The organism is Rhodospirillales bacterium (assembly GCA_014323865.1).
Lineage (GTDB): Bacteria > Pseudomonadota > Alphaproteobacteria > SP197 > SP197 > SP197.
Map to the genome: position 1 here is coordinate 143,622 of JACONG010000013.1, position 13,099 is coordinate 156,720.

At 64.4% G+C, this 13,099-nt stretch carries 11 protein-coding genes and 1 tRNA gene; 4 read left to right on the top strand and 8 right to left on the bottom strand.

Annotated features, from left to right (window positions below):
• Positions 1-26: 26 nt before the first annotated feature.
• Together GDA49_07460 and GDA49_07465 are read right to left on the bottom strand one after the other, a co-directional pair.
• Positions 27-1,226, bottom strand: a complete 1,200-nt coding sequence (locus GDA49_07460) for a pentapeptide repeat-containing protein (protein ID MBC6440234.1) — start codon at positions 1,224-1,226, stop codon at positions 27-29.
• A gap of 56 nt (positions 1,227-1,282) precedes the next feature.
• Positions 1,283-2,779, bottom strand: a complete 1,497-nt coding sequence (locus GDA49_07465) for a pentapeptide repeat-containing protein (protein MBC6440235.1) — start codon at positions 2,777-2,779, stop codon at positions 1,283-1,285.
• A 478-nt stretch (positions 2,780-3,257) separates the two neighbouring features.
• Here GDA49_07465 and GDA49_07470 point away from each other — a divergent pair, with 478 nt between their 5' ends.
• Both GDA49_07470 and GDA49_07475 read left to right on the top strand, forming a co-directional pair.
• A complete protein-coding gene (locus GDA49_07470) occupies positions 3,258-3,905 on the top strand; it encodes a transcriptional regulator (protein MBC6440236.1) in 648 nt (215 codons plus the stop codon).
• Complete coding sequence (locus tag GDA49_07475) at positions 3,895-4,434, top strand: MunI family type II restriction endonuclease (GenBank protein MBC6440237.1); 540 nt, start codon at positions 3,895-3,897, stop codon at positions 4,432-4,434. Before GDA49_07470 ends, GDA49_07475 begins: the two co-directional genes overlap by 11 nt.
• Before the next feature lie 324 nt (positions 4,435-4,758).
• Here GDA49_07475 and GDA49_07480 read toward each other — a convergent pair whose 3' ends face one another.
• The 6 genes from GDA49_07480 to GDA49_07505 all read right to left on the bottom strand — a co-directional run bounded on the left by GDA49_07480 (position 4,759) and on the right by GDA49_07505 (position 9,954).
• The gene (locus GDA49_07480) at positions 4,759-5,967 is read right to left on the bottom strand and encodes an aminopeptidase P family protein (protein ID MBC6440238.1); all 1,209 of its coding nucleotides are present in this window, start codon (positions 5,965-5,967) and stop codon (positions 4,759-4,761) included.
• Between the two features lie 583 nt (positions 5,968-6,550).
• Positions 6,551-7,489, bottom strand: a complete 939-nt coding sequence (locus GDA49_07485) for a cytochrome c (GenBank protein MBC6440239.1) — start codon at positions 7,487-7,489, stop codon at positions 6,551-6,553.
• A 55-nt stretch (positions 7,490-7,544) separates the two neighbouring features.
• Positions 7,545-8,033 (bottom strand): cytochrome c, encoded by a 489-nt coding sequence (locus GDA49_07490; protein MBC6440240.1) that lies wholly within the window; start codon positions 8,031-8,033, stop codon positions 7,545-7,547.
• A gap of 276 nt (positions 8,034-8,309) precedes the next feature.
• A tRNA-Arg gene (locus tag GDA49_07495) sits at positions 8,310-8,386 on the bottom strand.
• A gap of 102 nt (positions 8,387-8,488) precedes the next feature.
• A complete protein-coding gene (locus GDA49_07500; GenBank protein MBC6440241.1) occupies positions 8,489-8,986 on the bottom strand; it encodes a methylated-DNA--[protein]-cysteine S-methyltransferase in 498 nt (165 codons plus the stop codon).
• Positions 8,987-9,006: 20 nt separating this feature from the next.
• Positions 9,007-9,954 carry an ABC transporter ATP-binding protein gene (locus tag GDA49_07505; protein MBC6440242.1) on the bottom strand — a complete coding sequence of 316 codons (948 nt, stop codon included), beginning with the start codon at positions 9,952-9,954 and terminating at the stop codon, positions 9,007-9,009.
• A 45-nt stretch (positions 9,955-9,999) separates the two neighbouring features.
• Here GDA49_07505 and GDA49_07510 point away from each other — a divergent pair, with 45 nt between their 5' ends.
• Complete coding sequence (locus GDA49_07510; protein MBC6440243.1) at positions 10,000-10,242, top strand: zinc-finger domain-containing protein; 243 nt, start codon at positions 10,000-10,002, stop codon at positions 10,240-10,242.
• 46 nt (positions 10,243-10,288) lie between these two features.
• On the top strand, positions 10,289-13,024 hold the full coding sequence (polA, locus tag GDA49_07515; GenBank protein MBC6440244.1) for a DNA polymerase I: 2,736 nt from the start codon (positions 10,289-10,291) through the stop codon (positions 13,022-13,024).
• Positions 13,025-13,099 lie beyond the last annotated feature (75 nt).

The following is a 13,099-nucleotide window of genomic DNA, read 5'->3' on the forward strand; positions in this document are numbered from 1 at the left end:
CCCGCCGGACCACGGTCCGCAAGCGGTCAAGGCACCGGCTTCAATCGCCACGCGCCGTCCTCGCCCTTCTCCAACGGCCAAACAAGGCCCTCCGGCAGGCTCTTCGGCGGTGGAAAGGGCTGGGCGCTGCGCAGCATCTCCTGCGTCAGACCGAGCGCGCCGGAGAGGTCCGCTTCGGTGAGACCTGCTCCGGTGAGATCCGCTCCACCGAGGGCCGCGCCGTTGAAGTCCGCGCCGAAGAGGGCCGCGCCGTTGAGGTTCGCGCCGTCGAGGAGCGCGCCGTTGAGGTTCGCGCCGTTGAGGTTCGCGTCGGTGAGGTTCGCGCCTAAGAGAGCCGCGCCTAAGAAGTTCGCGCGTGAGAGGTTCGCGTCGGTGAGGTCCGCGCCGGAAAGGTTCGCGTGGTGGAGGATCGTGTTGTAGAGGATCGCGTCTCTAAGGTTCGCGCGGGAGAGGTTCGCATCGGGGAGGTTCGCGTTGGTGAGATCCGCGCCGGAAAGGTTCGCGCCGGAAAGGTTCGCGCCGGAGAGATTGAGCCTCAAGGAAGCTTCGATGTCAGCCAATCCGCCTTGACCGGACAGACGCTTTCGGCATTCCGACACCGCCCTTATTGCCGCTTCAACATCCGTCGGGCACCCTTGGTCCGCGTGTTTCGAGTTTGTTGCATCGTTGGCGCTATCGACCGCCCTTGCCCCTTCGGACTCGGTCGGGTGCCTCGCGAACGCGCAAAGCAGCTGCATGATCTGGACGTGATAGTCCTCGGGATGGTCTTGAGCCAGCCGCTCCAGTGCGTAGATGCCGCCCATGCGGGTGGCCAGCGTGGCACTGCCCAGCATGTCCGCGCCCTTCTGGTAGCGCTCGTTCCGAAGGCCGCGCTCGGAGGTGTCCGCCTGCCTGTTGGCGATTTTCGCCTGCTCGTTAGCGGTTTCCGCCTGCCTGTTGGCGATTTTCGCCTGCTCGTTAGCGATTTTCGCCTGCTCGTTAGCGACGACACTCCGCCATCCAGCCAGCAGCAGGCCGATGACAGCCGCAAGTACGAGCACCAGGTCGGACAGGGAGTCGCTTTTGCATGCGCCTTCATCCCTCGCCTTTTCGTCAAACAAACCCCACCCCGAGCACAGCGCCTCCTGAATGGCCGGCAACGCCAGCAGCACCGCCGGAATGGCCAGTAGCACCAGCAGCCAGCCCCGGCCCTGAATCTTTCCCCAAAGGTTCCGAAGTCTCGTCATCCTGTCACCGTCCCTCCCCGCCGGACCATGATCCACAAGCGATCAGGGCTCTGGCTTCACGGCTTCGGTCGCCACTCGCTGTCCTCGCCCTCCTCGCCCTCCTCGAACGGCCAAACCAAGCCCGCCGGCAGACTTTCCGGCGGTGGCGAGGGCCGGGCGCTGCGCAGCCTCTCCTGCGTCAGACCGGTCACGCCGGTGAGGTCCGCGCCGGTGAGGTCCGCATCGGTGAGGTTCGCGCCGGTGAGGTCCGCGCGGGCGAGGTTCGCGCCGGTGAGGTCCGCGCGGGCGAGGTTCGTGTCGGTGAGGTTCGCGCCGGTGAGGTCCGCGCCGGAGAGATTCGCGCCGGAGAGCTTCGCGTTGGTGAGGTTCGCGCCGGAGAGGTCCACGCCGGAGAGATTCGCGTTGGTGAGGTTCGCGTCGGGGAGGTCCGCGCCGGTGAGGTGTGCGCCGGAGAGGTCCGCGCCGGAGAGGTCCGCGCCGGAGAGGCGTGCGCCCTTGAGGTGCGCATCGGTGAGGTTCGCGCCGTTGAGGTCCGCGCGGGCGAGGTTCGTGTCGGTGAGGTACGTGTCGGTGAGGTTCGCGCCGGAGAGGTTCGCGCCGGAGAGCTTCGCGTTGGTGAGGTTCGCGTCGGGGAGGTCCGCGCCGGTGAGGTGTGCGCCGGAGAGGTCCGCGCCGGTGAGGTCCGCGTCCTTGAGGTGCGCGTCGGGGAGGTCCGCGCCGGAGAGGTTCGCGCCGGAGAGGTCCGCGCCGGAGAGGTCCGCGCCGGAGAGGTTCGCGTTGGTGAGGTACGTGTCGGAGAGGTTCGCGCCGGAGAGCTTCGCGCCGGAGAGCTTCGCGTTGGTGAGGTTCGCGTTGGTGAGGTACGTGTCGGAGAGGTACGTGTCGGAGAGGTTCGCGCCGGAGAGATCGGGCCTCCAGGAAGCTGCGATGTCAGTCAATCTGCCTTGACTGGACAGACGCTTGCGGCATTCCGCCACCGCCCTTGCCGCCGCTTCGACATCCGTCGGGCACCCTTGTTCCGGGTGTTCCGGGTCTGTTGCATCGCCGGCTTTATCGGCCAGCCTTGCCGCTCCGGGCGCGGTCGGATGCCTCGCGAGCGCGCAAAGCAGCTGCATGATCTGAACGTGATAGTCCCCGGGATGGTCTTGAGCCAGCCGCTCCAGTGCGTAGATGCCGCCCATGCGGGTGGCCAGCGTGTCACTGCCCAGCATGTCCGCGCCCTTCTGATAGCGCTCGTTCCACAGACCGCGCTCGGAGGTTTTCGCCTGTCTGTGAGCGACGACACTCCGCCATAAGGCCAGCGGCAGGCCGATGACAGCCGCAAGTATCAGCACCAGGTCGGACAGGGAGTTGATTTTGCATACGGCATCACCCCCATTCTTGTCGTCAAACAAACCCCACCCCGTGCACAGCGCCCACTGAATGGCCGGCAACGCCAGCAGCGCCGCCGGAATGGCCAGCAACAGCAGTGCCACAGGAAACCACTTGCGCCATGCCGGCAGCTGGCGCCACCAGCCCTGAAGCTTCCCCCAAAGGTCCCGAAGTCTCGTCATCCTGTCACCTTCCCTCTCTTGTGGACCATGGTCCGCTGCACAAGGCGCGACCGGCAGGGCCCCTTGCGAAAACAATCCCCCGCCGCCTCGCACGAGGCGGGACCATGTTTGATGGGAAACGCCCCTCTTGTCCATACATGAAACCGAAGGGAATTACATTACTTGACGCCACAGGCTGGGCACCCTGTGCAGAATGCAGCACACAGGGAAACAGGACGTGGCGCACAAAGGACCCGGCAAGGCACCCGCAAAGGCCTCACTCTCTTTCTGGTCCATGCTCAAGCGGGGCTATGTCGGCACCTTCCACAAGATTAGCGCCAAGCACCTGCAAAAGTAGGTGCAGGAGTTCGCCGCACGGTACAACATGCGCGAGCTTGATACGCTGGCGCAGATGCAGGCATTTGTCGCCGCCATGATCGGGAAGTGCCTGACCTACGACGCTCTTACTTGCGAGTAACATACGGAAAGGGAATGACCAATGAGCCCTGCAAGAGGGAACTGCATCGTTTCGCCGAACAGCCTCACCCCAAACCAGCTAGCGCTGACGCTCATGAACGACATGGCAAGGCCGATGTTCCCGGACTTGCCGGAAAAGACGTTCGACATCATCTATGCCGATCCGCCGTGGGACTACAAAGGACAATTGCAGCACGCAGGGCCGGGCAGCAGGGACACAGGCGGCGCGGAACACCATTATCCGACGGTGACACTGGACGGGCTGAAAAAACTGGCCGTCCCCAAAATTTCCGCCGTGGACTCGCTGCTCTTCATGTGGGCAACAAACCCGCATCTCGATCAGGCTATCGAGTTGGGCAAGGCGTGGGGCTTCGCGTGGGCGACCGTCGCGTTTGTGTGGGACAAGGTTCGGGTCAATCCGGGCTTTTACACCATGAGCCAATGCGAACTGTGTCTGGTATTCAAGCGCGGTAAAATACCAAGCCCAAGAGGGGCGCGGAACATTCGCCAGTTTGTGAGCGCAAAACGGACTGGTCATTCCGAAAAGCCTGCCGAAGTCCGTCACAGGATCGAAGCCATGTTCCCGGATGCGCGAAAGATCGAACTGTTTTCTCGATCCCGCAACGCCGGGGATTGGGCCATGTGGGGGCTTGAAGCACATGGCGCGTGAGCATTTAGAGGGTAGGAAGCCATGGCAAGACCTTGCCGGTTCTCGCGGCGCTGTGGCCGAGGACGTGTTCAGCGTGATCATGGAGGCCCACCTTGAGAACACAGGGTTCAGCACGGTTCATAAGCCGAAGGATCTGGCGGGTATCTACGGGCGGCGTACCGGCAAAGATGGAAGATCACGCCTACACGGCATTCATCCCGAATACGCAATCAAGAACACGACCACCGGCAAGTCAATCTACGTCGAGATCAAGCGGCAAAGAGCGGCTGGCAACGCTCATGAACGTGCTTGCAAATACATGATGCCGGGGATTCTGGCCTCTGCTCGAAAGATCGCCAGGCAGAAGGCCGACGTGGTTCCTTTCTGGTGGGTATTTACCAACGGACTGGCGAAGGATCGCTACTACCGGCAGGAGATTGCGCATTGGTTCCAACGGATAGAGGGTCACTGCCTGTTCTGGCCTAAGCTACGAGAACGACAGGTGGTCATCGAACACTTTGAGAAGCACATCAGGCCTCTGTTGGAATGACCTGTGGCGTCAAGCATATAATCCCCAAACCGAAGCTGGACGCTTCAGCCCCCTGAAGCCCGGCGCGCCTCTCGCACCCGTCCCGGCGGCGCAGGTTCAATCCGTCCCGACGCCCCATATCTGCCTCGCGAAGCACCTGCGTGTACAGAATCATCCGGTGGAACGAATGGGAATCCCCTTGTTCGATTCGGGTCAAGATGAAAATCCTCTGGAGCATCTTCACCCGTTCAGATCGATTCGATCCGAACGGGATATGCTCCGGGTGCGGGCAGCGGCAGGGTCGGGGCGATGACGACCTGCCGGGCGGTCGACCGGGCAGGCCGGTCAGTCGAGGAGCGATTCCTCGAACGGGAAGGTCGAGATCGGCTCGTAGCCGTCTTCGGTGACCAGGACCTGCTCCTCCAGCTTCACGCCGTCGCGCTCGCCCTTCGGGCCCATGTAGCTCTCGACGGTGATCACCATGCCGGCCTCAAGCCGGCCATCGCAGGGGTTGGGCCCACGGAACATCGGATTGATGCGCGGGTACTCATCGCACATGCCGACGCCGTGATAGATGCAGGCGTAGGCGTTTTCCTGACAGTTCTCGGGTATCGGACAGGACTGCTGCTGCAACTCGCGGAACGAGATGCCTGCGCGCACGAGAGCCATGTTGTGCTGCACCTCGTCATAGGCCATCCGGTAGATTTCCTTCTGGCGTTTCGTCGGTGCGGCGGGCCCGCAGTGGAAGGTGCGCGAGATATCGCAGAAATAGCCCTTCGGGCCGACCATGTCGGTGTCGAAGCCGACGAGGTCGCCGGACTCGATGACCCGCTGCGTCGCCTCCTGAAGCCAGGGATTGATGCGGTCGCCCGAGGCCAGCATCCGGCCTTCGTGCCATTCGCCGTGGTTGGCGAGGTTCGTGTAGTTGAGGAGGCCCCAGAGCTGGAGCTCGGTCACGCCGGGCTGCAGGGCTTCCCTCATCTTGGCCATACCGAGTTCGGCGACGGCCGTGGCCCAGCGGATACAGGCAATCTCCTCGTCCGACTTGATGAGGCGCGCCTTCTCCGACAGGGCAATGCCGTCGAGCACCTCCAGGCCACGCTGCAGACAGGCCTGGGTGACGCTGGGATTGCTCAGTTCGATCGCAACACGGCGGTTGTCGGTGCCGAGTTCGTCGAGGTAACGCACCAGGCTGTCGGCCAGCAACCGCGCGTTGTCGGCCATGTTGTCGCCGGCATCGAAGAAGGTGACGAAGTCGGCGGTCTCGTAGCGGTCGATCAGCGGCGTATCGCCATAGGCACCGAACATCACGGTCGGGCCGTCCTGCGCCATGAACAGATAGACCGACGGGATGCGCGACTGGAACAGCGCATAGGTGCTGTAGTCGACGGCGTAGCGCAGGCTGATCGGATTGAACATGACGAGCGCCGCGACATCGGCCTTCCTCATCTCCGCGCGCAGCCGTTCGGCCCGGTAGGCGTGGAGCGTGTCGAGATCGATATCGGGCAACGGCAGGAAGCCGCGCAGATCGCTCCAGCCGTCATTGGCGACCAGCCGGTCGGGAGTCATCCGGTTCATCGGGTACACTCCAGGTCCGGGAGAGCGCCGCTCCCGGGTGTTGGGTCAGGCGCGTCGGAGCGTCCCGGCGCGTTCGCGATGCAAGGTGGCCGCTTTGCCACCGGGTTGCAGATGGTGTTGCAGATGGTGTTGCAGATGGTCTCGCGCATCGCCTCAATCCCTTGGTCCTGGGCTTCGGCCTGGGCTTTGGGCGCGGTATCGGGCGGGGTATCGGGCTTTGGGCGCGGTATCGACGAAAGGGGGTCTTGCCGGGGATGCCGTCGAAGGCTCCTTGCGGTCGATCGTCATGCCGCCGAAGTCGGGATCGCTGTCCATGGCGTCGTGCGCCGGCTGGAACGCCCCGACATCGGGGAAACCGGGAAGCGCCATGTCCCCGTCGCGGTGGAAAGTGGCGACCTGTTCCGCGCTCAGCGGACATTCACTGATCATGGCTTCGCTCCCGTCCGTCGTGGTCGGCGGCACTGTAAAGTATTCCCGAAAGTGTTCCCTGAAGTATTCCCGGATTCCCGGGCGGGTACAATCGAGCAGGCACAATCGCCTGTTTGCGGCGGCGGATCGGCTATTCGACCGCCCAGGAGTTCGGCTTCGGCGGCAGCGACAGGAGGTAGGCGGCAATCGCCAGACGATCCTCTTCGGGCAACTGGGCCATGTTCTCCTGAACCGCGATCATGGTGCCGCCGAAGGTATCCCAGTCGGGCAGCAGGCCCGTGCGCAACGCCGCTTCGATGTCGCTCACTGACCAGTCGCCGATGCCGTCGTCGCTCGGCGTGATGTTCGGAACGGTGCCTTCGCCTGCGGGATCGGGCGCGCCGGAGAAGGCGAGGTTCCCGTCGAGCCCGCCGAACGGCGTGCGCGGCGTGTGGCACGCGCCGCAATGTCCGGGACCGTTGACCAGATAGGCACCGCGGATGACCTCCGCGTCCGCGCCGGCCGGCAGGGCCGGGAGCGCCTTGCCCATGTAAAGAAGTTTCCAGAGGCCGATGCCGCGGCGCAGGCGAAGCGGCAGGGGCAGTTCGTTGTCCGCCGCGCGTCCGGTCACGGCGGGCAGGGTGTCCATGTAAGCCTTGAGATCGAGCACATCCCCGATCGTCATGTGCTGATAGGAAAGATATGGAAAGGCCGGATAGTAATGGCTGCCGTCGGGTGCCACGCCGTACATCACGGCGTTGACGAACTCCAGCGCCGTCCAGTCACCGATGCCATCGACAGGATCGGGCGAGATATTGGGCGCCACAAAGACACCGTAAGGCGATTCCAGCCGGTGACCGCCGGCGAGGATCTGCTTGTCGTCGCCCCTGGCATCGGGTGTCGCGTGACACGCATTGCAACCCGCCGCGTGATAGACCAGACGGCCATGCCCGGGGTCTGCCTCATGGACTGGCAGATCGGCGGCCGTCAGCACGCGCGGCGTTGCGGCGATCCACAGCACCAACGCGACCGACGCGGCAACGGCCCCGGCGACACAGCACGCGGGAACCAGGCGTTTCAGGAGCGGCATCACGCTACCCCCGTCACGTCGCAGGTCACGGCGGTGGTGTTCCGGCCTGAAGCGATCAGAACGCTTCGGCGCGGAACGGCTTGTGGCAGGTACCGCAGGACTTGCCGAGCGCGGTGACGGCGGCGGCCAGAGCCTCCTGCCCGTCGCCGGCAACGGCCGCGACACCGGCGGCGGCGGCCTGGAAGTCGGAATAGGCCCTGGCGAAGTCGTCGGGCTTCTCCCAGATCGCCATCAGCGAGCGGGTCTCGCCGGGTACTTCGGACCGGGATGAACCCTCGATGAACAGGCGGCCGGCATCGTATTGCACGAGCGCATTCAGGGCGTTGGCGTAATCCATTGCAGCTTCGGCGTCATAGGCCATGTCGCCCCTAGCCATGCCGAACAGCGGCCCCGCTTCCCAGGTGACGGCCTGCATGAAGCCCATGCGCGCCTCGATGGCCTGTTCGACCTTCTCGTCTCCATGACCCGGAGCAATCGTCGATGCCACCAGAAGAGCACCGGCGGCAGCAGCTCCCGTCAGCATACGCACACCAGATTGAACCATGTCTGTCTCCCTTCCATGCCCGAGAATTATACCGGGGCAAATCCCGGGAAAAACCGGCAGCCCCGGACAATGGAACCGATAACGAGAACGTGAGCACCGGCACCTGCCTGACAAGGCATGACCGGACAGGCCGCCGGACAGATTGCACCGAGGATGCAGGCCCATCGGGTGCGTTGATCCTGTGGCGCGGGAGGACGGGTGCCGCGCCTGGCCCAGCGACGGGTGATCCTGTTCTTCTGCCCCGCCCTTGCCTCGTCCTGGAAGCAACGGGGGAACTGGCGGTCCCGACAGGATTCGAACCTGTGACCTCTGCCTTCGGAGGGCAGCGCTCTATCCAGCTGAGCTACGGGACCGCACGGTCGCGGACCATAGGGTTTCTGGTCTGCCGGAACAAGGCGGCTGGTGGGTCGCAGCGAACATCCGTCGGCTTCATGACCGCAGCAGCCTTCATGACGTCAGCAATGGAGGTTTCCGGCTGTTTTCGCCCCTTCGTGCTCCAGCAGCCATGCTTTTCGCGCCAATCCGCCACCGTAACCCGTCAGCGAACCGTCGGTTCCGATGATTCGGTGACAGGGGATGACGATCGACACCGGGTTTTGGCCATTGGCGGCACCGGCGGCCCGGATCGCACGAGGCCGCCCTGCCCGATCGGCGAGGTCCCGGTATGTGATGGCGGTGCCACATGGCACGCGGCGCAGGGCGGTCCAGACCGCCTGCTGGAACGGAGTGCCATGCGGCCGAGCCGGAACCGCATCGATGGCACCGAGGTCACCATCGAAGTATGCCATGAGGGATTCCGGGATGCCCGACGTGTCTCTCTCCCGCGGCGGTGCGCCGTTCGGGTAGCGGCGCGCGAGAAAGGCGTCGAAGCGGCCGTTCTCATCAGGGAAGTCAAGCAGTTCGAGGGCACCGTCGGTGATCACCATGGCCATCTCGCCGATCGGCGAGGCCATGGTCGTCAGGTAGCAACCGGTCACTGTGCGGCCTCGGTCGACGAGCTGGTCGTCAGGGCCACGAAGACATCCTCGAGATCGCCCTCGGTGGTCGAGAGATCGACGATGGTCAGGCCCGCCTGGCGGACACGGCCGAGAATGTCTTCGAGATGGGTCTCGCGCGAGCGATAGCGAATCTGGAGCCGGCCATTGGGCGTGACGCGACAATCGAGGCCCTTGAGCGCGTCGGGCACCTCGCTGAGAAGCTCGTCGGTCCGCAGCGTCAGCATCTTGTGATCAAGACGCCGCTTCAGCCCCTCGGTCGTATCGCGCGCCACCAGTTCACCACGATTGATAATGGCGATCTCGTCGCAGAAGCGCTCCGCCTCCTCCAGATAGTGGGTTGTCAGCAGGATCGTCACACCCTCGTCGTTGAGCCTGCGGATGTAGGACCAGAAGCTGCGCCGCAACTCCACGTCGACGCCGGCGGTCGGCTCGTCGAGCACGATCACCGGCGGGCTGTGCACCATGGCCTTGGCGACCAGAAGACGCCGCCGCATGCCACCCGAAAGGCTGCGCGCATGGGAGTCAGCCTGCTCGGTGAGACCGACGGCCTTGAGAATCTCGTTGGTGCGGCGGTCCTTCCTGTGCACACCATAGAGCCCGGCCTGGAGTTCCAGCGCCTCGCGCGGTGTGAAGAAGGGATCGATGTTGAGCTCCTGGGGCACGACGCCGATGGCGCGTTTGGCCTCACGCGTGTTGCGCTCGATGTCCCAGCCCCAGATTGCAGCGTCGCCGCCGGTCTTGATCACGAGACCGGCGAGGATGTTGATCATGGTCGACTTTCCGGCGCCGTTGGGGCCGAGAAGACCGAAGAAGCTGCCGCGCCGAACGTCGAGGTCGACGCCTTTGAGCGCTTCCCTGGCCTTGTCGCCCTTGCCGTAGGTTTTGCGCAGGCCGCGGATGTCGATCGCGAGGTCGGGTGTCATTGTGTGCGTTATACACCACGTGTCGGGCCGCGACAGGACGATTGCATGGCGGCCAACGATTCGTATGATCCGCCTGACAGGAGAGACGCCATGCCCATCGATCCGCCCGAGGTCATCCATTCCGACAGCCCCAAGGTCTGCTGCGATGGCGGCGGCGGCGCGTTGGGCCACCCGCGCGTCTATTACGATCTCAGCGCCCACGGGGTGATCGACTGCGGCTATTGCGACCGCCGCTTTGTCTGGACAGGCTTCAAGGGCGAGACGGTCGAAGAGAATACGGCCGCCTGACCTTTCGCGGGTGCGGCCGGCGGGCGAATCCGTCTAAGCTGGCCGCATGGCCGAGGCACCCAGACACGTCTACCTGATCGACGGCTCCGGATTCATCTTCCGGGCCTTCCATGCCCTTCCCCCCATGACCCGTTCGGACGGCACGCCGGTCAACGCGGTGATGGGCTTCTGCAACATGATCATGAAGCTGATCGACGGCACGGACGCGGACCACATCGCCTGTGTCTTCGACTACAGCTCCAGGACCTTCCGCAATGAGATCTACGACCGGTACAAGGCGCAGCGGCCCGATCCGCCCGAGGATCTGGTGCCGCAGTTCCCGCTGATCCGCGAGGCGGCGCTGGCGTTCAACCTGCCGGTCGTCGAGAAGGAAGGCTTCGAGGCCGATGACATCATCGCAACCTACACACGCATGGCCAGGGAAGCCGGTGCCGAGGTCACCATCGTCTCGTCCGACAAGGATCTCATGCAGCTCGTCGGCGAGAACGTGATGATGCTCGACGGCCTGAAGAACAGGGAGATCCGCGAGGGCGAGGTCCTTGAGAAGTTCGGCGTGGCACCCGACAAGGTGATCGAGGTGCAGGCGCTCGCCGGCGATTCCGTCGACAACGTGCCCGGGGTTCCGGGGATCGGTGTGAAGACGGCAGCACAGCTCATCACCGAGTATGGCGATCTCGAAACGCTGCTGGAGCGCGCCGAAGAGATCAAACAGCCCAAACGTCGCGAGAAGCTGATCGAGCACGCTGACGATGCGCGCATCTCGAAGGTTCTGGTGACGCTCGACCGGAATGTGCCGCTCGACGCGGGGCTGGAGGCGCTCACCAGGCGGGAGCCGGAACCGGACTCGCTGCTCGCATTCCTGCGCGCGCAGGAGTTCCGCACAGTCACGGCGCGCGTCGAGGCCTGGCTCGGGACCATGGGCAGAAGCGACACCCCCGAGACGGCAAGCGCGGCCCCGGAGGAACCGGCCGGTTATGCACTCGTCCAGGACATCGAATCCCTGAAACGCTGGGTTGCCGAAGCGACACGGCTTGGCCTTGTCGCGGTCGACACAGAGACAACCAGCGTCGATGAGATGAGTGCGATCCTGGTCGGCGTCTCGATGTCCACTGCACCGGGCAACGGCTGTTACATCCCGCTGGGCCATCAGGCGCCCGATGCATTGTCGGACAGCCCGGTCCAGATTCCGCTCGACGAGGCGCGTGCCGTCCTGGCTCCCATGCTGGCCGACCCGGCCGTGCTCAAGATCGGCCACAACATCAAGTACGACAGCGTGGTTCTGGCGCGCGCGGGCATGCCGGTCAGCCCGGTCGACGACACCATGCTGCTGAGCTATTGCCTGGAAGGCGGCAAGCACGACCAGAGGATGGACACGCTGGCCCGGCTGTTCCTGGGTCACACGACGATCCCCTACAAGGAGATCGCCGGCACCGGCAAGAACCAGGTGACCTTCGATCTGGTGCCGCTCGACCGCGCTCGCGACTACGCCGCCGAGGACGCCGACATCACCCTGCGCCTGTGGTGCAAGCTGAAACCGCGCCTGGCGGTCGAACATGTGACGCGCATCTATGAGACCGTAGAACGCCCACTGATCCCCGTCATCGCCGAGATGGAACAGGCGGGCGTGAAGGTCGATCGCGTCGAACTGGAGCGGATGTCGGGTGAGTTCGGCACGCGCATCCAGGTGCTGGAGAAGGAAATCCACGCACTCGCTGGTCACCCGTTTGCCATCGGCTCGCCCAGGCAGTTGGGCGCCGTGATGTTCGACGAGATGGGAATCGAAGGCGGCAAGAAGGGCAGGTCGGGTGCCTACGGCACCGGTGCGGACGTGCTGGAAGCCCTCGCCGCCCAGGGCCATGAGCTGCCGCAGAAGGTCCTCGACTGGCGGCAGCTCGCCAAGCTCAAGAGCACCTACACCGACACGCTGGTCGAGCAGATCAACCCGGAGACCGGGCGTGTCCACACGTCATTCTCGATGGCCGCGGCCTCGACCGGACGGCTGGCGTCGTCGGACCCCAATCTGCAGAACATTCCGATCCGCACCGAGGAGGGTCGGCGCATCCGCGACGCCTTCGTGGCCGAGCCCGGCAATGTTCTGCTCTCAGCCGACTATTCACAGATCGAGCTCAGACTGCTTGCCCATGTCGCCGACATCGACACGCTGAAGCAGGCCTTCCACGAGGGCCTCGACATCCACGCCATGACGGCCAGCCAGGTCTTCTCGGTGCCGCTCGGGGACATGGATCCGATCACCCGGCGTAATGCCAAGGCGATCAACTTCGGCATCATCTATGGCATCAGCGCCTTCGGGCTTGCGCGCCAGCTCTCGATCGGCCGCGACGAGGCACGCGACTACATCGACGCCTACCTCGATCGGTATCCCGGCATCCGGGACTACATGGAGCGCACGAAGAAGACCGCCAGGGAACTGGGTTACGTCACAACGCTGTTCGGCCGGAAGTGCCACGTGCCCGGCATCAACGATCGCAATCCCTCAACCCGCGGCTTCTACGAACGGGCAGCGATCAACGCCCCGCTCCAGGGTGCGGCCGCCGACATCATCAAGCGCGCCATGATCCGCATGCCCGGTGCGCTGACCGAGGCCGGTCTCTCCGCGAAGATGTTGCTGCAGGTCCACGACGAACTCCTGTTCGAGGTGACCGAAACCGAGGCCGAGGCCACGGCGGCCTGCGTGAAGACTGTGATGGAACGTGCCGCCCACCTCTCTGTCCCGCTGACGGTCGAGACCGGCGCAGGCCACAACTGGAACGAGGCGCACTGATTTGTGCACGATTTTGCTGGCAATGACGGCGATTCCGGCCCACAGTCCGCCGCGTCGGACGGACGGTTTGGTCTG

Coding starts and splice junctions, on each gene's coding strand:
- GDA49_07485 (MBC6440239.1), bottom strand. CDS start 7,489: ATGCCGCTCCTGAAACGCCTGGTTCCCGCGTGCTGTGTCGCCGGGGCC.
- polA (MBC6440244.1), top strand. CDS start 10,289: ATGGCCGAGGCACCCAGACACGTCTACCTGATCGACGGCTCCGGATTC.
- GDA49_07470 (MBC6440236.1), top strand. CDS start 3,258: ATGAGCCCTGCAAGAGGGAACTGCATCGTTTCGCCGAACAGCCTCACC.
- GDA49_07475 (MBC6440237.1), top strand. CDS start 3,895: ATGGCGCGTGAGCATTTAGAGGGTAGGAAGCCATGGCAAGACCTTGCC.
- GDA49_07505 (MBC6440242.1), bottom strand. CDS start 9,954: ATGACACCCGACCTCGCGATCGACATCCGCGGCCTGCGCAAAACCTAC.
- GDA49_07460 (MBC6440234.1), bottom strand. CDS start 1,226: ATGACGAGACTTCGGAACCTTTGGGGAAAGATTCAGGGCCGGGGCTGG.
- GDA49_07500 (MBC6440241.1), bottom strand. CDS start 8,986: ATGGCCTCGCCGATCGGCGAGATGGCCATGGTGATCACCGACGGTGCC.
- GDA49_07490 (MBC6440240.1), bottom strand. CDS start 8,033: ATGGTTCAATCTGGTGTGCGTATGCTGACGGGAGCTGCTGCCGCCGGT.
- GDA49_07465 (MBC6440235.1), bottom strand. CDS start 2,779: ATGACGAGACTTCGGGACCTTTGGGGGAAGCTTCAGGGCTGGTGGCGC.
- GDA49_07510 (MBC6440243.1), top strand. CDS start 10,000: ATGGCGGCCAACGATTCGTATGATCCGCCTGACAGGAGAGACGCCATG.